16 protein-coding genes, 2 tRNA genes and 4 pseudogenes are annotated in these 21,312 nt (G+C 56.0%); 12 read left to right on the top strand and 10 right to left on the bottom strand.

The features are described from left to right. Positions 1–55: 55 nt before the first annotated feature. Genes PMI28_RS11045 through fabI form a run of 6 tightly spaced genes read left to right on the top strand, consistent with a single transcriptional unit; the run spans position 56 to position 8,239 of the window. Positions 56–1,876 (top strand): extracellular solute-binding protein, encoded by a 1,821-nt coding sequence (locus PMI28_RS11045; protein ID WP_443200729.1) that lies wholly within the window; start codon positions 56–58, stop codon positions 1,874–1,876. Continuing rightward, positions 1,873–3,714 carry an extracellular solute-binding protein gene (locus tag PMI28_RS11050; RefSeq protein ID WP_007988445.1) on the top strand — a complete coding sequence of 614 codons (1,842 nt, stop codon included), beginning with the start codon at positions 1,873–1,875 and terminating at the stop codon, positions 3,712–3,714. The genes PMI28_RS11045 and PMI28_RS11050 overlap by 4 nt, the downstream gene beginning before the upstream one ends. A gap of 4 nt (positions 3,715–3,718) precedes the next feature. Next, positions 3,719–4,792, top strand: coding sequence for a microcin C ABC transporter permease YejB (locus PMI28_RS11055; protein WP_007988443.1), 1,074 nt, complete (start codon positions 3,719–3,721; stop codon positions 4,790–4,792). Between the two features lies 1 nt (position 4,793). Next, positions 4,794–5,813: an ABC transporter permease gene (locus PMI28_RS11060; protein ID WP_007988441.1), complete on the top strand. Its 1,020-nt coding sequence runs from the start codon at positions 4,794–4,796 to the stop codon at positions 5,811–5,813. A 1-nt stretch (position 5,814) separates the two neighbouring features. Further along, positions 5,815–7,425 carry an ABC transporter ATP-binding protein gene (locus PMI28_RS11065; RefSeq protein ID WP_007988440.1) on the top strand — a complete coding sequence of 537 codons (1,611 nt, stop codon included), beginning with the start codon at positions 5,815–5,817 and terminating at the stop codon, positions 7,423–7,425. Positions 7,426–7,444: 19 nt separating this feature from the next. After that, positions 7,445–8,239, top strand: coding sequence for an enoyl-ACP reductase FabI (gene fabI, locus PMI28_RS11070; protein WP_007988438.1), 795 nt, complete (start codon positions 7,445–7,447; stop codon positions 8,237–8,239). A 27-nt stretch (positions 8,240–8,266) separates the two neighbouring features. Here the strand turns inward: fabI and PMI28_RS31605 are convergent. After that, positions 8,267–8,431 (bottom strand): annotated as a pseudogene (locus tag PMI28_RS31605) (transposase); the annotation flags it as partial. A gap of 307 nt (positions 8,432–8,738) precedes the next feature. On the opposite strand from PMI28_RS31605, the gene PMI28_RS11075 reads away from it, so the two are divergent. Next, positions 8,739–8,927 carry a ribbon-helix-helix protein, CopG family gene (locus tag PMI28_RS11075; protein ID WP_007988436.1) on the top strand — a complete coding sequence of 63 codons (189 nt, stop codon included), beginning with the start codon at positions 8,739–8,741 and terminating at the stop codon, positions 8,925–8,927. Between the two features lie 21 nt (positions 8,928–8,948). Here PMI28_RS11075 and PMI28_RS11080 read toward each other — a convergent pair whose 3' ends face one another. Beyond that, positions 8,949–10,610 carry a SulP family inorganic anion transporter gene (locus PMI28_RS11080; protein ID WP_007988434.1) on the bottom strand — a complete coding sequence of 554 codons (1,662 nt, stop codon included), beginning with the start codon at positions 10,608–10,610 and terminating at the stop codon, positions 8,949–8,951. A 175-nt stretch (positions 10,611–10,785) separates the two neighbouring features. Here PMI28_RS11080 and PMI28_RS0128685 point away from each other — a divergent pair, with 175 nt between their 5' ends. Together PMI28_RS0128685 and PMI28_RS0128680 are read left to right on the top strand one after the other, a co-directional pair. Continuing rightward, a complete protein-coding gene (locus PMI28_RS0128685) occupies positions 10,786–11,016 on the top strand; it encodes a hypothetical protein (protein ID WP_033063455.1) in 231 nt (76 codons plus the stop codon). 418 nt (positions 11,017–11,434) lie between these two features. Next, a pseudogene (locus PMI28_RS0128680) lies at positions 11,435–11,578 on the top strand (integrase); the annotation flags it as partial. An 80-nt stretch (positions 11,579–11,658) separates the two neighbouring features. Here the strand turns inward: PMI28_RS0128680 and PMI28_RS11085 are convergent. Further along, positions 11,659–11,745 (bottom strand) — tRNA-Leu (locus tag PMI28_RS11085). 1,253 nt (positions 11,746–12,998) lie between these two features. Between PMI28_RS11085 and PMI28_RS11090 the strand changes: the two genes are divergently transcribed. Both PMI28_RS11090 and PMI28_RS11095 read left to right on the top strand, forming a co-directional pair. Next, on the top strand, positions 12,999–13,808 hold the full coding sequence (locus tag PMI28_RS11090) for a glycosyltransferase (RefSeq protein WP_007988430.1): 810 nt from the start codon (positions 12,999–13,001) through the stop codon (positions 13,806–13,808). A gap of 83 nt (positions 13,809–13,891) precedes the next feature. Next, positions 13,892–14,695: a 2OG-Fe(II) oxygenase gene (locus tag PMI28_RS11095; protein ID WP_007988428.1), complete on the top strand. Its 804-nt coding sequence runs from the start codon at positions 13,892–13,894 to the stop codon at positions 14,693–14,695. 528 nt (positions 14,696–15,223) lie between these two features. Here PMI28_RS11095 and PMI28_RS11100 read toward each other — a convergent pair. The 3 genes and pseudogenes from PMI28_RS11100 to PMI28_RS30370 all read right to left on the bottom strand — a co-directional run. Beyond that, a tRNA-Cys gene (locus tag PMI28_RS11100) sits at positions 15,224–15,297 on the bottom strand. Between the two features lie 507 nt (positions 15,298–15,804). Next, the gene (locus PMI28_RS11105; RefSeq protein WP_007988424.1) at positions 15,805–16,449 is read right to left on the bottom strand and encodes a hypothetical protein; all 645 of its coding nucleotides are present in this window, start codon (positions 16,447–16,449) and stop codon (positions 15,805–15,807) included. A 615-nt stretch (positions 16,450–17,064) separates the two neighbouring features. Continuing rightward, positions 17,065–17,151 (bottom strand): annotated as a pseudogene (locus PMI28_RS30370) (tautomerase family protein); the annotation flags it as partial. A gap of 92 nt (positions 17,152–17,243) precedes the next feature. Here PMI28_RS30370 and PMI28_RS0128675 point away from each other — a divergent pair. Continuing rightward, complete coding sequence (locus tag PMI28_RS0128675; RefSeq protein WP_157395770.1) at positions 17,244–17,531, top strand: hypothetical protein; 288 nt, start codon at positions 17,244–17,246, stop codon at positions 17,529–17,531. Positions 17,532–17,711: 180 nt separating this feature from the next. On the opposite strand, the gene PMI28_RS11110 is transcribed toward PMI28_RS0128675, so the two are convergent. The 4 genes and pseudogenes from PMI28_RS11110 to PMI28_RS31160 all read right to left on the bottom strand — a co-directional run. Next, the gene (locus PMI28_RS11110; RefSeq protein WP_007988421.1) at positions 17,712–18,461 is read right to left on the bottom strand and encodes a hypothetical protein; all 750 of its coding nucleotides are present in this window, start codon (positions 18,459–18,461) and stop codon (positions 17,712–17,714) included. A gap of 102 nt (positions 18,462–18,563) precedes the next feature. Then, the gene (locus tag PMI28_RS30555) at positions 18,564–20,153 is read right to left on the bottom strand and encodes a DUF5666 domain-containing protein (protein WP_007988420.1); all 1,590 of its coding nucleotides are present in this window, start codon (positions 20,151–20,153) and stop codon (positions 18,564–18,566) included. Then, complete coding sequence (locus PMI28_RS11120) at positions 20,150–20,992, bottom strand: DUF6502 family protein (RefSeq protein ID WP_007988418.1); 843 nt, start codon at positions 20,990–20,992, stop codon at positions 20,150–20,152. The genes PMI28_RS30555 and PMI28_RS11120 overlap by 4 nt, the downstream gene beginning before the upstream one ends. Positions 20,993–21,124: 132 nt before the next feature. Continuing rightward, positions 21,125–21,312 (bottom strand): annotated as a pseudogene (locus PMI28_RS31160) (hypothetical protein); the annotation flags it as partial.

Here is a 21,312-nt window from a genome sequence, read left to right as displayed (position 1 = left end):
GTACCGTCCACAAAGCCCAAGCCGCCTGGATCGGATCCCCTATTTGAAGCGCCCCCTGCTCCTGCTCCTGATCAGCCTGGCCTTGAGCTCCACCGCAAGCGCGACGATCAGCGAAAGCCATGGTTATGCGCAGTTCGGCACGCTCAAGTACCCGGCCCGATTTACCCACTTCGACTGGGTCAACCCGCAAGCGCCCAAGGGCGGTACGTTGCGGGTCATGGCGTTTGGCACCTTCGACACGCTCAACCCTTACACTTTCAAGGGCACCAGCCCTGTCACCACACCGAACTTCCTGCAGTACGGCATCAACGAGCTCAACGAACCGCTGATGGTCGGCACCGGGCAGTACGCGCCGTCCGGTGATGAGCCAGCGTCCAGCTACGGTCTGATCGCCCAGTCGGTGGAATACAACGAGGACCGCAGCTGGGTGGTGTTCAACCTGCGTCCCGAAGCACGCTTCCATGACGGCACGCCGATCACCGCTTACGACGTCGCGTTCTCCTACCGCCTGCTGCTCAAGGAAGGCCATCCGCTGTACCGCACCAGCCTCCAGGAAGTGCTGCGGGTCGACATCCTCAACCCGCAGCGCATCCGTTTCGTGTTCAAGCGCGCCGGCAATCCGCTGCTGATCCTGCGCCTGGGCGAAATGCCGGTGCTGGCGCAGCACTACTGGAAAGGTCGCGACTTCAAGGCCACCACCTTCGAGCCGCCACTGGGCAGCGGACCGTATCGCATCACGTCGGTCACACCTGGACGGCAGATCGTCTTCGAACGGGTAAAGGACTACTGGGGCAAGGACCTGCCGGTCAATCGCGGCAAGTACAACTTCGATCGCATGGAAGTGGAGTTCTACCGCGACAGCGACGTGGCGTTCGAGGCGTTCAAGGCCGGTGAGTTCGACATTTATATCGAGCATCAGGCGAAAAACTGGGACACCGGCTACAACTTCCCGGCCATACGTCGTGGTGACGTGATCAAGGCGCAAATTGCGCATCAAATCCCGACCCAGAGTCAGGGCCTGTTCATGAACAGCCGTCGCCCGACGTTTTCGGACGCCAAGGTCCGTGAAGCGCTGGGGCTGATGTTCGACTTCGAGTGGACCAACCGCACGCTGTTCGGCGGCGCCTACCAACGCGCCATGAGCTATTACCCCAACAGTGAATTCTCGGCCACCGGTTTGCCGGTCGGGCATGAATGGCTTTTGCTCAAGTCCTATCGCGAGCAGCTACCGGCCAGGCTCTTTACCGAGCCGTTCAGTCTGCCGCAGACTGATGGGCGCGGCATCCCCCGTGAGACCCTGCGCAAGGCCCTCGGCCTGCTCGCCGAAGCCGGCTGGAAACTCAATGGCCAGCGTCTGCAAAACGCCGCCGGGCAGCCATTGCGACTGGAACTCCTGCTGGTCAACCCGAACCTGGAGCGCATCCTCCAGCCTTATGTCGAGAACCTTGCCAGCATCGGCATTGATGCGCTGCTGCGCACGGTCGATCGCGCACAATACAAGCAGCGCCTCGACCAGTTCGATTTCGACATGATTCTGATGACCCTCAACCAGACGCTCAGCCCCGGCCTGGAACAATGGCAGTACTTTCACTCCAGCCAGGCTGCGGTCAAGGGCAGCAAGAACTACGCCGGCATTGCCAACCCGGTGGTCGACCATTTGCTCGAACAGTTGCTCGCCGCCCGGACCCGCGATGAGCAAGTCGCCGCCGGCAAGGCCCTCGATCGAGTGCTGCTATGGCAGCACTACATCATTCCCAACTGGTACCTTAATTATCACCGTCTGGCGTACCGCAACCGGCTCGCCTTCGTCACCACACCGCCCTACACCCTGGGCCTGAATGCGTGGTGGCTGAAATCTTCGGAGAAAGATCAATGAACCCCATCCGTGCCCTGCTCCTGCAGGCCAGCGGTCTGCTGTTTGCCGGGCTGGCCTGTGCCGCCCCGCAACATGCCGTGACCCTGTACAACGAGCCGCCGAAATACCCGGCCGACTTCAAGCACTTCGACTACGTCAATCCGGATGCGCCCAAGGGCGGGATCTTCCGCCAGGCCGGTTTCGGCGGCTTCGACAGCCTTAACCCGTTCATCAGCAAAGGCGTGCCGGCGGATGATATCGGCAACATTTACGACACCTTGGCCAAGCAAGGCCTCGATGAGCCGTTCACCGAATACGGCCTGATCGCCCGGCTGATCGAAAAAGCCCCGGACAACGCCTGGGTGCGTTTCTACCTGCGTCCGGAAGCACGCTTCCATGACGGCCATCCGGTACGCGCCGAGGACGTGGTGTTCAGCTTCCAGATGCTGACCAAGGACGGCGCGCCGATGTACCGTGGCTACTACAACGATGTGGCGGAAGTGGTTGCCGAAGACCCGCTCACCGTACTGTTCAAGTTCAAGCACACCAACAATCGCGAGCTGCCGCTGATTCTCGGCCAGTTGCCGGTGCTGCCCAAGCATTGGTGGGCCGACCGCGATTTCAACAAGGGCAACCTGGAAATCCCGCTGGGCAGTGGCCCGTACAAGGTCAGTGAAGTGAAGGCCGGACGCTCGGTTCGTTACGAGCGGGTCAAGGATTACTGGGGCAAGGACCTGCCGGTCAATCGGGGTTTCTATAACTTCGATGTGATGACCACCGATTACTACCGCGACAACACCGTGGCCCTGGAAGCGCTCAAGGCCGGGCAGTTCGACTACTGGCTGGAAATGACCGCGAAGAACTGGGCCAACGCCTACAATGTTCCGGCGGTTACCGAAGGCCGGCTGGTCAAGGAACAGATTCCCAACGGCAATCCGACTGGCATGCAAGGGTTCGTGTTCAATTTGCGTCGCCCGGTGTTCCACGATGTGCGCGTGCGCCAGGCGTTGTCGCTGCTGCTGGACTTCGAGTGGACCAACAAGCAACTGTTCAACGGCGCCTACGTGCGTACCCGCAGTTACTTCGAGAACTCGGAAATGGCCGCCACCGGCCTGCCCGATGCCGATCAGGTGGCAATCCTTGAGCCGTTACGCAGCAAGCTGCCGCCGCAGGTGTTCAGCGAAGCGTTCCAGAACCCGACCACTGACGGCAGCGGCATGATCCGCGCCCAGCAACGGGAAGCCTATCAACTGCTGCAGGAGGCCGGCTGGCGTATCGTCGATGACAAAATGGTCGATGCCACCGGCAAACCTGTCGTCATCGAGTTTCTGTTGGCCCAGACCGAATTCGAACGAGTGCTGCTGCCATTCAAGCGCAACCTGAGTGACCTGGGCATCGATCTGGTGATCCGCCGGGTCGACGTCTCGCAATACATCAACCGCGTGCGTTCCCGGGACTTCGATATGATCGTCGGCAGCTTCCCGCAGTCCAACTCACCGGGTAACGAACAACGGGAATTCTGGATGTCGGCCGCTGCCGACAAATCCGGCAGCCGTAATTCCATGGGCCTGAAGGATCCGGTGGTCGATCAACTGGTCGAGCAACTGATCAACGCCGATTCGCGCAAAAGCCTGGTAGCCCACGCCCGCGCGCTGGACCGCGTTCTGCAATGGGGCTATTACGTAATACCCAACTGGCACATCAAAACCTGGCGCGTGGCGTACTGGAACCACATCGGCCATCCAAAGGTCTCGCCTAAATACGACATCGGCACCGCCACCTGGTGGGTCAAGCCCGACATCAAGCCGGCGATAGAAGTCGAAACCACTCTGCAGGCTGGTCCTGCGGGCACGGAGTAATCAGATGCTGGCGTATATTTTTCGGCGACTGCTGCTGATCATTCCGACCTTGTTCGGCATTTTGCTGATTAACTTCGTGATCATCCAGGCCGCCCCGGGCGGGCCGGTGGAACAGATGATCGCCAAGCTCGAAGGCTTCGAAGGCGCCACCAGCCGCATCGCTGGCGGCGGCGCCGAAGTCTCGGTGGCAGGCTCGGCCTATCGCGGCGCCCAGGGCCTGGACCCGGCGTTGATCAAGGAAATCGAGCACATGTATGGCTTCGACAAGTCGGCGCCGGAACGCTTGTGGATCATGGTGAAGAACTATGCGTCCCTGGATTTCGGCGACAGCTTCTTCCGTGACGCCAAGGTCATCGACCTGATCAAGGAAAAGATGCCCGTCTCGATCTCCCTCGGACTGTGGAGCACGCTGATCATGTACCTGGTGTCGATCCCGCTGGGGATCGCCAAGGCCAAGCGGCACGGCAGCCACTTCGACGTCTGGACCAGTTCGGCGATCATCGTCGGCTACGCGATCCCGGCGTTCCTGTTCGCCATCCTGTTGATCGTAGTGTTCGCCGGCGGCAGTTACCTCGACTGGTTCCCCTTGCGCGGGCTGACTTCGAACAACTTCGATGAACTGAGCATGACTGGCAAGATCCTCGATTACTTCTGGCACCTGGCGCTGCCGGTGACTGCACTGGTGATCGGCAACTTCGCGACCATGACCCTGCTGACCAAAAACAGCTTCCTCGACGAAATCAACAAACAGTACGTGATCACCGCCAAGGCCAAAGGCCTGACCAACCACCGCGTGCTGTACGGCCATGTGTTCCGCAACGCCATGTTGCTGGTGATCGCGGGTTTCCCCTCAGCCCTTATCGGCATCTTCTTCACCGGCTCGTTGCTGGTGGAGGTGATTTTCTCCCTCGACGGCCTCGGCCTGATGAGTTTCGAGGCCGCAATCAACCGCGATTACCCGGTGGTGTTCGGCACGCTGTTCATCTTCACCTTGCTGGGGCTGGTGGTGAAACTGATCGGCGACCTGACCTACACCTTTGTCGATCCGCGCATCGACTTCGAAAGCCGGGAGCATTGAGATGAACCTGTCCCCTCTCAATCGTCGACGCTTCGAACTGTTCAAGTCCAACAAGCGTGGCTGGTGGTCGCTGTGGCTGTTCCTGATCCTGTTCGGCGCCAGCCTCGGCGCCGAGTTGATCGCCAACGACAAGCCGCTGGCGGTGCATTACGACAACACCTGGTACTTCCCGGCGCTCAAGCGCTACCCGGAAACCACCTTCGGCGGCGAATTTCCGCTGGAAGCCAATTACAAGAGTCCGTACATCCGCGAACTGCTCAAGGCCAAGGACGCCTGGGTGCTGTGGGCGCCGATTCCCTACAGCTACCAGAGCATCAACTACGACCTGAAAGTCCCGGCACCGGCACCGCCCTCGACGGACAACCTGCTGGGCACCGACGATCAGGGCCGCGATGTGTTGGCCCGGGTAATCTACGGCTTCCGCATTTCGGTGCTGTTCGCCCTGACCCTGACCGTGCTGAGCTCGATCATCGGCGTGATCGCCGGGGCCTTGCAGGGTTTCTACGGTGGCTGGGTGGATTTGGCCGGGCAGCGGTTTCTGGAGATCTGGTCCGGATTACCGGTGCTGTACCTGCTGATCATCCTCGCCAGTTTCGTGCAGCCCAACTTCTGGTGGCTGCTGGGGATCATGCTGCTGTTCTCCTGGATGGCCCTGGTGGACGTGGTACGCGCCGAGTTCCTGCGCGGGCGCAACCTGGAATACGTGCGCGCCGCCCGTGCCCTGGGCATGCAAAACGGCGCGATCATGTTCCGCCATATCCTGCCCAACGCGATGGTCTCGACCATGACCTTCATGCCATTTATCCTCACCGGCGCCATCGGCACCCTGACCGCCCTGGACTTCCTCGGCTTCGGTTTGCCGGCGGGCAGCCCGTCCCTGGGTGAACTGGTGGCCCAGGGTAAATCCAACCTGCAAGCGCCCTGGCTTGGCATCAGCGCCTTTGCCGTGCTGGCCTTGATGTTGAGTTTGCTGGTATTTATCGGCGAGTCCGCTCGCGATGCCTTCGACCCGAGGAAGTGAGATGAATCAGAACAATCTGATCGAAGTGCGCGACCTGTCCGTCGATTTTGTCGTCGGCAATCGCTGCCAACGGGCGGTCGAAGGCATCAGCTTCGACATCAGGCGCGGAGAAACCCTGGCCCTGGTCGGCGAGAGCGGTTCCGGCAAATCGGTAACGGCGCACTCGATCCTGCGCCTGCTGCCCTACCCGCTCGCCCGACACCCCTCCGGCACCATCGAGTATTCCGGGCAAAACCTGCTGGACCTGAAAGAAAAAACCATCCGCCACATTCGCGGCAACCGGATTGCGATGATCTTCCAGGAGCCGATGACCTCGCTCAATCCGCTGCACTCGATCGAGAAGCAAATCAATGAAGTGCTGGGCATCCACAAGGGCCTGACCGGCAAGGTCGCGACCAAACGTACGCTGGAACTGCTGGAGATGGTCGGCATCCCCGAACCGCACAAGCGACTCAAGGCCCTGCCCCACGAATTGTCTGGTGGCCAGCGCCAACGGGTGATGATCGCCATGGCCCTGGCCAACGAGCCGGAACTGCTGATCGCCGACGAACCCACCACCGCGCTGGACGTGACCGTTCAGCTGAAAATCCTCGAATTGCTCAAGGAATTGCAAACCCGATTGGGCATGGCGCTGCTGCTGATCAGCCATGATTTGAACCTTGTGCGAAGAATTGCGCACCGCGTATGTGTCATGCAGCAAGGTTGCATCGTCGAACAGGCATCGTGCGAAGAGTTGTTCCGCGCGCCACAGCATCCGTACACTCGGGAACTGCTGGCAGCGGAGCCCGAAGGCAAGCCTGCAAGCAACCTGATCGGCCCGCCATTGCTGGCGGTCGAAGACTTGAAAGTCTGGTTTCCGATCAAGAAAGGCCTGCTCAAGCGCACGGTGGATTACGTCAAAGCGGTCGACGGCATCAACTTCAGCCTGCCCCAGGGTCAGACATTGGGGATTGTGGGTGAAAGCGGTTCCGGCAAATCGACGCTGGGCCTGGCGATTTTGCGGTTGATTGCCAGCAAAGGCGCCATTCGCTTTGAAGGCCAGCAGCTAGACTGCCTGACGCAGCAACAAGTCAGGCCACTGCGGCGGGAGATGCAAGTGGTGTTTCAGGACCCGTACGGCAGCCTGAGCCCGCGGATGTGCGTGAATGACATCGTTGGCGAAGGCCTGCGGATCCACAAGATGGGCACCGCGGCGGAACAGGAACAAGCGATCATTGCAGCACTCAGGGAGGTAGGTCTGGATCCGGAAACCCGGCACCGCTACCCCCACGAATTTTCCGGTGGGCAACGGCAGAGAATCGCCATTGCCCGGGCATTGGTGTTAAAACCGGCGCTGATTTTGCTGGACGAGCCGACTTCGGCCCTCGACCGCACCGTGCAGCGCCAAGTAGTGGAGCTTTTGCGTTCGCTGCAAACCAAGTACAACCTGACGTATCTGTTTATCAGCCATGACCTGGCTGTGGTGAAAGCGCTGAGCCACCAGTTGATGGTGGTCAAGCATGGCCAAGTGGTCGAACAGGGAGACGCGCAAAGCATTTTTGCCGCCCCCCAACATCCTTATACACAGCAGTTGCTGGAAGCCGCTTTTTTGGCTCCAGCCACTGCGCAATAACCTGAAAGAGGAGCAACACATGGGTTTTCTCGCCGGTAAGCGCGTACTGATCGTCGGTGTCGCCAGCAAGCTGTCCATCGCATCCGGCATCGCTGCCGCCATGCATCGCGAGGGCGCTGAGCTTGCCTTCACTTATCAGAACGACAAACTCAAGGGTCGTGTCGAAGAGTTCGCACAAGGCTGGGGTTCGAGCCCTGAGCTGTGCTTCCCGTGCGACGTGGCCAGCGATGAAGAAATCGCCAAGGTCTTCGAAGAACTGAGCAAGAAGTGGGACGGCCTGGACTGCATCGTGCATTCCGTAGGCTTCGCCCCGGGCGACCAACTGGACGGCGACTTCACCGAAGCCACCACCCGTGAAGGTTTCCGCATCGCTCACGACATCAGCGCCTACAGCTTCGTGGCCCTGGCCAAGGCCGGTCGCGAAATGATGAAAGGCCGCAATGGCAGCCTGCTGACCCTGTCGTACCTGGGTGCAGAGCGCACCATGCCGAACTACAACGTAATGGGCATGGCTAAGGCGTCCCTGGAAGCTGGCGTACGTTACCTGGCCGGCTCCCTGGGCCCGGACGGTACTCGCGTCAACTGCGTATCGGCTGGCCCGATCCGCACCCTCGCCGCTTCCGGCATCAAGAACTTCCGCAAGATGCTGGCCGCCAACGAAGCGCAAACTCCGCTGCGCCGCAACGTCACCATCGAAGAAGTCGGCAACGCCGGCGCCTTCCTGTGCTCGGACCTGGCGTCCGGCATCAGCGGTGAAATCATGTACGTGGACGGTGGCTTCAACACCACGGCCATGGGCAGCCTCGAAGAGTAATCTTCGCTCCGCCATAAAAAAGGCTCATCACGGATTACCGGGAAAGACGCTCTTGATCTTCACGAAAAAGAATTTGCTATCCCGGTAACCGTACGCCATCCGCTTGATGGCCTTTTTTCGGTTGTTTGTTCCTTCCAACTACCCCGTATGCATCGGCCGCCGAACCCGACTGGCGATGCCTCGCCAATAAGCCTGTAGCCGTTTGGCGAACTGGATGCTCCCGCGCTTTCAGCGCTCTGCAGATTACGCAGGAGCAGCCACCGCACCTGCTTGATGATCTTTCGTGTCAGTTTGTCATGCTGCAGTCGATTGGCTTCATCGACGCGGATCGGATCAATCACCTGGCGCCGAGATACTAATGGATCCGACTCATCGCCCACCGTGAGAGCCAAATCTTTTCTTATGAGTAAAGTCCAGGTAGCGAGCAGCACAGTGACAGCACCGGACAAGGCAATTACAATTTGATTAACATCTAGCGACTTGAGCGATTGTATACCCCATGGAAAGCAAGACTGCGCGCCTCACTGTGCTCATTGATCCCGTCAAGAAAAAAGCTTTCGAGGAACTCTGTGCAGCACAAGACCTGACGCCTTCGCAGGTTGTCCGTCAACTGATTCGTGACTATCTGGACACCCACGGTGCCAGCTATTCGACCAAGAGTAAGCATGCCACCAGCACCAAGTCATAACCCAACACAGGCAGTTAGCCTCTAGAGGGTCGACGTACCCTCTGCGAGACTGACAGCGTTAGCCAGCGCGGTGTTGAAGTCGGCGTGGTAATGCTCCGTGCCGATTTCTTGCAAGATACCTACCCTATCGAGCTTGTTGAGTACCTTCGTGTTCGCTTCGCAGAGTTTCACGACGATATTCCGCTTGTGCAGTTGCTGAATGACCTCCTCCAGCACCTGCAGGCCAGTGATATCCATAAACGGTACGCGCTTCAAGCGAATAATCAGCAGGCGTGGGTCGGTATGGGTCTGAGCCAAGACGCGCTCGAAGGTCTCAGCCGCGCCAAAGAACAATGGCCCTTCAATCGTATAAATCAATGTGCCTGGCGGCAGGCGAGTATGCCCATTGGCCCTCAGCTCTTCTTCAAGCTCGTGCTCGACTACCTGTTGCACCTCTACAGATGAGGCCATGCGGCGCATAAATTGCAGCATCGCAAGAATGACGCCGATATTCACGGCGATCACCAAGTCACTGAACACTGTGAGGCTGAAGGTGATGAGCAGGATAGATACGTCTGCACGTGGGGCTCGCTGAACCATGCGCTTGAAGTGCTTCAACTCGCTCATGTTGTACGCGACCACGAACAGAATGGCGGCCAGGGCGCACAGTGGGATGTTTGAGGCTAGAGGTGCCAGGCACAGAATAATAAGCACCAAGGTGACCGCGTGCGTAACGCCGGCCAGCGGGCTCGTGCCGCCATTACGGATATTGGTTGCAGTACGGGCAATGGCTCCGGTAGCTGCGAAGCCGCCAAACAATGGCGTGACCAGGTTAGCCACTCCCTGACCGATCAGTTCCTGATTGGAATCGTGCTTGGTGCCCGCCATGCCATCGGCCACCATGGCGGACAGCAGCGATTCGATTGCTCCAAGCATGGCGATAGTGAATGCCGGACCAATCAAATCGATGACGCGAGACAGCGTGACTTCAGGCAGGCTCAACGCTGGAAGGCCTTGAGGTATGCCCCCAAATGCACTGCCAATTGTGGCTACTCCCTCGAAATGAAAGGTTGACTGTATCGCTGTAGCTACTGCCATTGCGATTAGCGGGCCAGGTACCCGTTTGAGTCCGGGAATTTTGGAAGCGGTTATGACCAGGAAAAGGCTAAGTACCGCCAGCAGGGTTGTGGCTATATGAAGATGCGGGAGCGCCTGGAGCAGATGCCAGAGCTTTTCATGGAAGTGCTCTCCACTGAACTTCGGTAAACCGAAAAAGTCTTGCCACTGCCCGACCCAGATGATCACGCCGATGCCCGCGGTGAATCCGACAATCACCGGGTCGGGGATAAACTTGATGATTGCACCGAGCCGGGCAATTCCCAGCAATAACAATATGGCCCCCGCCATCATCGTGGCGATTTGCAGGCCGTCAACTCCATGCTTGGCCGTGACTCCCGCCAGAATCACGATGAACGCACCTGTCGGCCCGGCAATCTGCAAGCGGCTTCCCCCAAAGAGTGAAACCAGCAGACCACCGATGATTGCGGTGTAGATGCCTTGCTCGGGTTTGACGCCAGACGCAATGGCAAACGCCATTGCCAGGGGGAGCGCCACGACCCCGACGATCACGCCAGACACGATATTGCGAAGCCAGTGTACTCGCCCCAACAACCCCGCCTTCCATGCCTCACCTATCGCAATCATGGCTAGCTCCTAAGTGGATGCATGTGCATAATATTAACATACAGTGATAATTGGAATGCCCTTGATCCACTGCTTCGTGCGGCTGGAGATGTTGATAGTGAAAGCTCAGATGGAGCTGAGCGGGCATGCACTGCAAATAGAGAATTTTGAGAGCGCGCGTAGCGTGGTGACTGACATGAATCGTAAAGCTGTGAAAAACAAACATGCCGAAGGCGTGACCTTTGACACCCATGTGATCGCAAACCCGACCAACCCCAAGGAGTGGATTGTGTTCTTCAAGAAGGACGCCGGGAGAAGTTATTTCTTGGTTGATGACAACGAGGAGGTCGAGTCTTTCGGGCATCTGGATGACTTGATCGCCGAGCTTCGAGACCTGGGCCTCAAGACCGCTGAAATCCATTTTTAACCCTTGGATTGAATTGCCACCAATTTTGTATACACAAATGATGGACAGCCATGGGTCGAGGCTATGTGCAAACAATTCAGAACAGGTTTGACGGTCAGTAACGGAACGAACATCGCGCTCCTACGCAAATACAGGTCTGCTGACTACCCAAACGTTTGCAAACTTCACGTAGCAACACGACTTCAAAACAATCCCTGCGTTTTCACACAGCCTGGGCGAGGCATAGCTGGGGATTCCCCTTCCATCCATACGCCACCATCCCAATTGCTCCAGGAGGTATTCCGTATCGCCTACCTTCCGTTACTTGGCCGAGAAGTACCTGGTCGAGATCGTCCCAACGAAAAAACCAGCTACACAGAAGGACAACGTCAGGGAACCTAAAAACCTGATGTCATTTTTCGACGATCCGCCGGTGCGGCTTTGCGCCAAGTCAGGTATTGATAAGGCAGAATCAAGCGGCGACATTTTGCAGGCCAGGGATCAACTTGGGCATACGACCGTCGTAATGACCGAGCAGTACATCCGCAACCGAAAGGGCAAAAAGGTCTCGCCAACTAAGTGAATTGCGGACCAAATCAATAATTGCGGACCAGAAACGAACAAGGGCTTGCTCAGCTTTCGCCCGCAAACCCTTGATTTATATGGTGCCCGAAGCCGGAATCGAACCGGCACGCCCTTACGAGCGGGGGATTTTAAGTCCCATGCGTCTACCAGTTTCGCCATTCGGGCGGTAGCGCGGTGAGCCGTCCAGGTTCTGTCAAATAACGATCTGGCAGATCTGACGCTCGTGCAGCAGAGGTGGAAATATATACATACCCACCCGCTGAAGCAAGTTCGCAAATACCCTTTTCAAGACTAAATCTTGCAGGCTACTGCAAATAAAAAAGCCCCGTAAATCATAGATCTACGGAGCTTTTTATTAGTGGCGGCCGACGTCGGAATCGAACCGGCGTAGGCGGATTTGCAATCCACTAACAAAGCTAAGCAGATCAGTAGCTTAGCACGACGTGCATTCCGCAAGCTACTGATTTGCAAGGGACTCAAACCCGCTACTGCCAAGGGCCACTCTTTGAGTCGCGAAAGCATTTTGGAAAGCAAAGCCCACGGTTGGTCGGCTCAAGGTCTACAGACGAACACACCTCAACCACTGTACATAAAAACAGCTTCGCCAAAGTGCGCTCATGAGCCATACGAAATTTCAAACGCCAGCGAATTCCTCGGCTCCCCGACTAAACTTGAAACCTGCCACTTCTTTTTTATCCAATCACAGGTACGACGACCAGGAAATGACACTGCAACGGCGCAAAGCCCGAGAGGAGATCTTCAATCTGATGCATGTTGAGCATGCCAAAATGCTTTGGTTATTAATATTGACGATGGATTGGAACAACTATTCCTAAGACCCTTAAAGGCAAAAGATCGCACCAATTCTGTGCCGCCAAGCCCTCTTAACCCACCTTTTCGCTATGGCGAACTGCATCTGCACCAGACAGCGGTAATGGCTATGAGCCGTCACTCGTGAAGGACAGAAACCGGCCAAGAGCCGATCCTGCTTGCGTCTACAAGCAAAGCTCCATACTGATGTGGTCGTACACTAAAAATGAATCGCATGCATCCACACTCGCTCAATCGGCACATGTGCGCGGTGCCTGGGAAAGCTCTGTAGGTGTTGACACACCGCATGACGAACCAAAGCACCTGTATGCCAAGCTCACCCCCCATGAAGCTTGCCTAACCAGCCCCCTGATGTAACGAATTAATTCACGGATGTTTACCTATAGAGCAGATCCTTATACGATGAAGCCCACATCTACTGCTCTCCACTAGACCCGAGCAAACTATGGTTGTTCTGTGCAAGACAAATCGACTTAGAAATCTTTGGGCTATAGTCACGCAATACTTCGCGAAAACAATCAAGCGAAAGCCGCACATAGCCCCAATAATTCTTTACACTTATATATAAAATCTCGAGCACCTGAAAGATGAATAACACTGGTATTTCAGCTGAACCCCCTAAAAATTTCAGCATAGTCATTGTAAATTACAAGACACCAGAAATCACCAAGATATGCCTGGACCTGTTACACCAGCATTTGGACACCAAGAGCACCCCGATATGGGTAGTCGATAACTATTCTGCCGATGAAAGCACCGAGTATTTACGAACGCTTGACTGGATCAATTTAATCGAGCGCTCTGTTTCTGAGCCAGAACCGGGCCATATCGCGCACGGCAAAGCACTTGACATGGTTTTGGAGCGAGTTGAAACCGATTATTTATTCCTAATGCACACTGATACATTTATTTTCGATAAAAATGTTTTTCCGATGATGCTAAATAAATGCCTGAACAACCCAAAAATCGTAGCGGTCGGTTGTGTAGAGCAATTAAATCGCGGCACTACCAGAACTATTTGGCGCTTTAGCTCACGACTCTTCAAACACCATTTCAGACGTCTGAAAATCTCCATGGGATTACGTTCCAGAGAACCAAAACCGTACAAAGAAGTCTACTTGAAAAGTTTCTGCACTTTGTGGAACTGCAAACTCATCAAGCAACACAGCCTGCATTTTTCGATGGATGACCGTGTTCCAGGCTACACCCTCCAAGACCGCATGACCGAGCTTGGCTATTCTGTTGAAATGTTATCACCACGTAAAATTTTCAGTTATTTAGATCACATCCAGGCCGGGACTGTCGCAGCGGCTGGCGGCTATGAAACCACCCATAGACGAACCAAAATGTACAACAACATCCTTAAGCGCCTGAACAAAAGTGACAGCAAAAATTAAGCTTCAAAGACATGCAGCAAGTAGTGCACCCTGGTCTGTTTGAAGTCACCTTTCGGTTTTTAAGTTAAGTTATTGGAGCGATAATGACACCCATCACTCAAGCCTTACCTATCACTCTCTCCCCGGAGCTTGATTTCGACCAGAACGCCGCCAGTGCCTATGGTCACTCATTGGCCAGTCGCTATGTTCAAGCTACGCCTTTTCCACACATAGTCATCGATAACTTCCTGCACGAAGACCTGATTTCGAGTATCTGCTCGCACTTCCCAGTCGAGCCAACCAACAACGAAATGCTCTACGAACGCGGCTACAAAGGTCAACGCAAACGTCAAATCAGCCCCAACGAATGCACTCCCTTTTTGAAGAGTATCTTCAACGCCTTTAACTCAGCCCCCATGTTGCAATTTCTCGAGAAGCTTACAGGCATCGAAGGTTTGATACCCGACCCCTACTTTACCGGCGGCGGGTTGCATGAGACGAAAAATGGTGGCTTCCTGGGGGTGCACTCAGACTTCAGGCTCAACAAAAAGCTTAAGATTGAGCGCAGACTGAACGTCATAATTTATTTGAATGAAGACTGGCAAGAGGAATACGGCGGCAACCTGGAGCTTTGGGATGTCGACATGAAGACTTGCCTTAAAAAAGTCCTGCCCATTTACAACCGCTGTGTCATTTTCAACACCGACAAAGACAGCAATCATGGACACCCCGAACCATTAACGACGCCAGAGCACATCACACGCAGGTCTATCGCGCTCTATTACTACACCGCCGGAACCATGGCGATCGATCCCACACAAAGGAACAAAACCCACTACAAACCTAGACCAAAAGATCGTTTAAGCCTCAAGTACTACATCAATAAACTAATCAAGAAGAAAAACTAAACCATATCGCCAGACGATCGAGTTCGTACTTTTCAAGCGTTATCTTGCCAAGCTGGATGTGCACCCATGCTCAGTCGCATCTATGAAATAGTTTTTTGAACTCCTCGCCCCCTCAGAATCGAGGGACTAGTTCAAAGGTGAGTATGGAAGAGTTCGCCGGAGCCAAATTTAAGGTAGAGGTGCCGGCGAAACCTGTTGCCAAGAGCGAGAGGAACACGCCAATGCGTGTTGATCTGCTCGACTCATGGGCACACCTGCCGGGTAGCTTCGAGCCTCTGCAACCTCACGGGCTGTTTTCGGTAAAGCTGGCTTGCGCTAATGTATTCCGGCGCGATGTGAACGCTGCCCCAACAACGCTCGGCCCTCGATGACTGACTGCGGCTGGCTTTCTTACGCCATACCTGATGGCGTTTGGCATTCCGCCCATGCAGGTTGTCGATACCGGGAAGAGTCATCGTGCTCATGAGAGATCCTCCGGCCGAAAACGAGAAAAGCCCTGCAAGCGTAAACCTGCAGGGCTTTTAATAGTGGAGGCCGAGGTCGGAATCGAACCGGCGTAGGCGGATTTGCAATCCGCTGCATAACCATTTTGCTACTCGGCCTCAAACATCGGGTGTCTTGTAGCGTCAACACCAGATGTGTACAAACTTGAAGTGAGAAACGAGATCTTGCTCGCCCTCTATCTCCTTGAAAACATTGAGCTTTTTAGGCTGTCAGTGCTTTCGATGGCGTGAATTATGTACTCATTTCTTGAGACTGGCAACCCCTTGATTTCAAAAAAAATTCTGCCGCCTGGTTTCATTACTCCATGGGGGGGCAATCCCCTGTGCATCTGTGTGTTCAACCCAATTCGAAGCTCGAATCAAGCTTAGGCGGATTTGAAACAGTACGCCGCACTCCGAACCCTGGACTCGGGGATTCTCCGCGGCACGCATCATGTACGCCACCACCGCCTCCTCGATTGGAGGTGCTTCTGTGAGGCGCCTCCCGAAAATTACGCCTTAAAAACAAAGGCGACCTCCCTGTGCAGGCATGTGTTGTCACCGGCACAAATAGGTCGCCTCCTGGCGGACTCTGGACGAGCCCGCAGGTTTACACGCAGAACTGACTTAGGCGCTTGCGAGTGTCCGCTGAGGCGCACCAGAGTTGCTCTGTTGCTTCGCTCGCTGAGTCAACGCCAGCATCGCCAGGAAACCGAGCACAATCAGTACCGGATAGGCCATCAACAGTTCTGAAAGGGAGTATTTCCAGGCCAGAGGGCGCCCTACACCCAACATGGCGGCATACATCCAGGACACTGCCGACAGCGAACCGCAGGCCAACGCCAGCATCCGCGCGCTGAATCCGAGATCGAGCAAGGAGCCTGCCTTCTGTAGTGCTGGCAGTACCAGGCGATGCAACAGAACGCCGTTGTAACTCAGTAGCGCGACAATAATCACTTTGGCCTGGAGCTTGGGATTCATAAAGTAATCGACACCTTTCTCCATGTAGTCAATACCTATGACTGCGATACCCGTTATCCACAGAGCTATCAGTGCAACGACGACTGATTTTTGAAGACTTTCCATATGAGCATTATCATGCTCAGTTAACACTTTTCGCTTTAACAGGTCTCTAACCATCGCGACATCACTGGTCAACACCAAACCAATGGCTACACAGCACGCCACCAAATGCGCGTAAATAACGCCCAAGCGCACAAATTCCATTACTTCTTTATTTTCGAGCAGGCTCATAATTATATTTATTGCCACGGTATATTCTCCACCTTATTTGACAGTACAGGCCGACTACTAACAGGTTGTTTATCTATCAAAAAACCTGTCCAACCCTACTTATACAAGATAAGCCAAATCATAGACTTGGCACTATTAACCCGATTGATTTGCCTGGCAAATCAATGATCGGTTTGTTTGTTGCCTCCCGGGTCTCAGGTAAAAAATCACTTGCATTAAATGCGCATGAAGTTCAATTCCATCTTCTTTTCTGCGACTACTGGGACAGGTCATCGATGACATGCTGAAGGATCAGAGGCCAAAGTAGCGAAAATGTTCATTTTTTGAGCACGCGCCCGACAAACGGCGGATAGAGCGAGAACGCCTGAAGCGACACTAACGAGCCAACTCCGCCGCTAACGCCCATGACAACCGGGTTGCTTCATTAGATAAACTTCAGTATTTATTATTGGATCCATTAGTTGTCGTCATTGGATCCACCAATCGTTATCCAGCCCGCAACACACACAATAGATAGCGACTCTCATTTGGAATCAGCCCAACTAAAACAATCATACTATTTATATTAAAAAACCCTCAATCTCAGTTTTGGTTTTGATCGTCGACACCAACGGCAACCAAACGCAATTGCAGCTGTTTCGTTTCGACGTTTCGAGGGCGGCCAGCCGTAATCGCGATCAGCACAAAGTCATGGCTACGTGGCCCGCCCAGGTAGTCTGGAGGTTTTTCATCCTTCCTCCCAAACGTGCTGGCTGTTGGCCCACGCCTTGCTTTAGCCCTACTTGCAATACACCGTGATAGCAGAGCCGGTATTGGAGGTATTCAACGTGGTCGAAGCAGCGGTGGCACTGTTTATGGTTACATTGGCAGCGACAGTAGTGATTATGACGGCGCTTGCCGCGGGAGCATTGGCCGCCCTGGTGACGATCCGTGCTTTAGGCATCGCAGAGGGCGTGCCTCCGGATGACCCTTTGCTAGCGGTTTTGGCATCAACTCCAACGCCAGTAATAATTGTGATTATCTTGCAGGCAGGGAGTCTGGCGTCGACAACCGAGTTTATGTTGGACATAAACCTGATGTTGATCTTTGCCACGCTATAGAAGATATGTCGAGGGATGATGAGCATCGGGTCTTGAGCTCAATTCAATCAAGTTTTCACCCTGGAAAAGGCATTCTACTCAGTACAAAAGCAGTCTCTCAATCGGCTCTCGCCCCCGTCACTCCGACCGATTTTATGTAAAAAACCCCAATGTAGGGGCCACCACCGTACCCAATACGTTTCAGTAGGTGTGACTGAACAACAGTCCAGCCTCGCCATCCGGACTGGCGTCGGAAAACCCCTTGACGGCATACAACTGAAACTTCCAGTTCTGGTTGAGCTTGTGCGTGAGAAAGAGAGTGAGCTCCTTGATCTGGTCGCCTGTAGAAACGACCTTCTGCCGCCAGTCGTAGGACGCGCCCGCCGTGGTGCGCGCGAACACGGGTATGGCGAAGCCCAGACCGGCGAATATCGGGTTGTTGAAATCGGAGCCTGACGGGTCGCCGAACTTTTTCCAGCCCAGGGTAGCGAACCCGGTCACAGAGCCCAAGGCTTTGGCGACATCGACCTGGGCGGAATAGTCGGTTTTTCCGGTGCCCAGGCACTTGTCTTCGTCGGCGGTGGGCAACTTGACCTTGCCAATCAGGTCCACGAACAACCCGTCAACGCTGCCGTCAAGCACGGCATAGTCGGCACCGGCGACAGTATCGCCCAAACCGCTTTCCACTTTGCCGCAACCACCGGGCAACGGCTCGCCGTCGGGACCGACCGAAGGATTGGTAATGCGCAGCCAGGGCACTGTGAGCTTGTAGGTCATGGGACCGGTTTCGTATTTGCCTACCAGCGGAACGTACCAGGTTTCGGAAGTCGTACCGGTGCCATAGTCGCCCCGAGAGTAGTCGGTGCCGATCGAGGTCGTGAAGGTATCGGCCGGGGCTGGCAAGGCCAGGCTGGCAAACAAACAGACGAGCAGGATGCGCTTGGGGCCCATGATCACCTCGTGTGTTCCGTCAGCGAAGTTCACACGCATGCTTTGTTGCGTGACTTATCCAGCCTAGTTACTTATGACGATAGTGCATGATGACTGCACTGTTTAACCCGACCTGCCAGAGTGATCGACTTTTTCAACCTGCTCGACCCTCTCGCCCTTTTCAACTTTCTCTACCTTCTCGACTTTTTCTACTTTCTCGACTTTTTCTGGTCGTTCAACTTTCTCGACTTTCTCCAGACGTTCGACTTTCTCTGCCCTCTCCACTTTCTCGACTTTGTCGGGTTGCTCAACCCTCTCGACACGTTCTGACTTGCCGGACTTGTCCACGCGTTCCTGCTTGCCGCCACCGCTATGACTGTCACTGCCCCCTTGGCGAGTATCGTCGATGACACTGCCGTCGCTCTCGGAGCGGCCGCTCCTGTCACTGCCCGAGTTCCCCGAACTGCCAGAGTTGCCGGAGTTGCCGGAGTTGCCGGAGTTGCCGGAGCTATTCGAGCCGCTCGAGTTGCTCGAGCCACTTGAGTCGTCCGTGTTTTGCTCGCTGGTTCGGAGTCGTCCATGCTGGTTGCTGGCTGGCGCATCGGAACGCTCGCGGGGCAACTCGATACGCGTTGCCTGCACGTCCCGTGCGCCGCTGAACACGCCACTGACCCGCAGACGTCGATCCAGTGCCAGCTCCGATGGCTGCACACCGACAAACACGGTGTCGTGCGCCAACGTCACATTAAAGCCGCCCACCACCAAATGGCGGTCGTGCCGGCTCTGTACCAGGCCCTCGATCACCGCATTGTGTACCCGGCCAATGAAGGGCAGGCTCGGGTCGAGGCGGCTTTGGGTCACGTCCAACTCGCGGCCGGACCACTGACCGCGCACCAGCATTTCCTGGGCCGGCCCTGGGTGATTGCTGAGCTTGAGCCCCTGGAGATAGCCGCTGCGATCCACCGGACCGATGGCACTGGCCTCCTTGAGGCCGGGCGCCCGGTCGATGCGGCTGGCCAACACTTCACCACGAGCATCGCGCAGCCCGCTGACCCGTACGGGATCACCCAGGTGCAAACCGGTAGCGACCTGAGCACCGATGGCCAGGCGTACCGGTTGCCCCATGACACGCATGGGCATGGCGTCTCTAGGCAGGGCTGTCAAAGGGCCTTCGTAAACATGCAGGATAGAAATACGCCCGGCCTCCAGACCCCGCTTGGATTTGAACGCCTCCACAGCAACCACCTGGCCTACCGCCAGCTGGGTACTGGTGCTAGCAATGCCGTTCTCGCTGACCGGAACGTTATTGCTGAAGTGCACTTCCACGCCATTGACGCATATCGAGGCGAACTCGGTGATAGTGCCGACAATGCCGGTGCCACCGATCCCGCCGTTGTCATTGCTGATGCCTGTACCACCCACTCCGCCTGCAACGGCACCAGTGCCGCCGATACCGCCACTACCGCCGCTACGTTTTTTGAGCGGTGCGCCGGTACCGCCGATTCCGCCGTTGTCGGTGCTGATACCGGTGCCACCCATGCCACCAGGTGCCGCGCCCGTGCCGCCGGTGCCACCCGGAGCCTGGATGACCGGCACGTCACTTATGCCCGCGTCATTCTGGCTGACACAGGCCGGGGCGGCTTGCAGCACAATGGGAAGCGCGAGGCCCAGAGCGAGGGCGATTGCACGAATCAGGCTCGAATTGACGGTCATGGCTTGGGGGCCGTCGGCGAATTGGAATCGGAAGCTTCAGTATAGAAGTACAAGCCGACCGTGATGCGCTGGCGTGGTTCAAGACTGGGCAAGTCCCGAAATTCCAGTTCGCCGGCGAGTCGGTTGAAACTCAATAGAGCCTGCATCCCCTCGCTGGCTACGGCCTCGCGCAACGCATCGACGCTCATCGGGGCGAGCGCGTCATAGTGAACACTGCGTTCAAAAAAGGCCGGTCCATCGCTGCACAGATTGTGTACCGCAGCGCAGGCATGATCGTGCAGGTTGTGCCCCAGGTAAGCAGTTTTCTCATCGAAGCCCTTTTGCGGCACGAAGGCCTGGACTTCGAGATGCACGCGCTCTTGTTCGTCAAGGCGGACGATGCCCAGGCGCAGCCACTCGTCCAACACCACGCGTGCCCTGATATCCGTACTGACCTTCGCCACCAAGGCGTCAAAGGAGCACTCGCCGCCGGCACTGGCCAATCGAGGCAGTGGCAGTGGCTGGCCGGCGTTGTTGCAAAAGGGTGCGTTGGTCCAGGCGTTGATCAGTTGCGCTCCGAAGGTGATGTTTTCCGGAAGCGTGGAAGCAGCAGGGTCGCTGGTGTTGCGCAAGCGCCTTACATCCTTGCGATGCACGCCAGTGAGCAGGCTGATGCGGCTGTCGGTCGGTGCTTTGTCATTCAGACGGAACTCACGGTCCGCCACATCGACGAAAACCTCCTTGAGCAGGTCGGCGAATACCAGATAGGTGACGCCCTTGCGCAGCATCAGGCGTACCAGCGGCCGCATGACATGCCGCAGGGCTTTAAGGAGGGAGGCAGGCAAGGTAGATGATTGCATTCAGCGCATTCCTGGACAGTTAACCCTAGTATAGTCACGTGGGAAAAAATCCCATGAATGCAAGCGCATATTTTTTGCCGTGTCTCATACAAAACCGGCCCCAAAGGTTTTGTATGAGCTCATCAAGCCGCGTCAGATCCGGCTATTGTCGTCGCCGGGTTCACCACCAGCATGGTTGCCATTGTCGTCATCAGGCTCGCCGCCGACGTGGACGCCGTGGTCGTCACCAGGCTCGCCGCCGACGTGGACGCCGTGGTCGTCACCAGGCTCGCCGCCGACATGGACGCCGCGGTCATCTCCAGGCTCGCCGCCGACGTGGA

The organism is Pseudomonas sp. GM48, from assembly GCF_000282335.1.
GTDB lineage: Bacteria > Pseudomonadota > Gammaproteobacteria > Pseudomonadales > Pseudomonadaceae > Aquipseudomonas.
This window is presented reverse-complemented; position numbering and strand designations above follow the sequence as displayed.

Excerpts from the sequence above, each read along its gene's own strand:
- PMI28_RS11060 (WP_007988441.1), top strand. The coding sequence starts at position 4,794 with ATGAACCTGTCCCCTCTCAATCGTCGACGCTTCGAACTGTTCAAGTCC.
- PMI28_RS11075 (WP_007988436.1), top strand. The coding sequence starts at position 8,739 with ATGGAAAGCAAGACTGCGCGCCTCACTGTGCTCATTGATCCCGTCAAG.
- PMI28_RS11095 (WP_007988428.1), top strand. The coding sequence starts at position 13,892 with ATGACACCCATCACTCAAGCCTTACCTATCACTCTCTCCCCGGAGCTT.
- PMI28_RS11055 (WP_007988443.1), top strand. The coding sequence starts at position 3,719 with ATGCTGGCGTATATTTTTCGGCGACTGCTGCTGATCATTCCGACCTTG.
- PMI28_RS11065 (WP_007988440.1), top strand. The coding sequence starts at position 5,815 with ATGAATCAGAACAATCTGATCGAAGTGCGCGACCTGTCCGTCGATTTT.
- PMI28_RS11080 (WP_007988434.1), bottom strand. The coding sequence starts at position 10,610 with ATGATTGCGATAGGTGAGGCATGGAAGGCGGGGTTGTTGGGGCGAGTA.
- PMI28_RS30555 (WP_007988420.1), bottom strand. The coding sequence starts at position 20,153 with ATGACCGTCAATTCGAGCCTGATTCGTGCAATCGCCCTCGCTCTGGGC.
- fabI (WP_007988438.1), top strand. The coding sequence starts at position 7,445 with ATGGGTTTTCTCGCCGGTAAGCGCGTACTGATCGTCGGTGTCGCCAGC.
- PMI28_RS0128685 (WP_033063455.1), top strand. The coding sequence starts at position 10,786 with ATGAATCGTAAAGCTGTGAAAAACAAACATGCCGAAGGCGTGACCTTT.
- PMI28_RS11110 (WP_007988421.1), bottom strand. The coding sequence starts at position 18,461 with ATGGGCCCCAAGCGCATCCTGCTCGTCTGTTTGTTTGCCAGCCTGGCC.
- PMI28_RS11090 (WP_007988430.1), top strand. The coding sequence starts at position 12,999 with ATGAATAACACTGGTATTTCAGCTGAACCCCCTAAAAATTTCAGCATA.
- PMI28_RS11050 (WP_007988445.1), top strand. The coding sequence starts at position 1,873 with ATGAACCCCATCCGTGCCCTGCTCCTGCAGGCCAGCGGTCTGCTGTTT.
- PMI28_RS11120 (WP_007988418.1), bottom strand. The coding sequence starts at position 20,992 with ATGCAATCATCTACCTTGCCTGCCTCCCTCCTTAAAGCCCTGCGGCAT.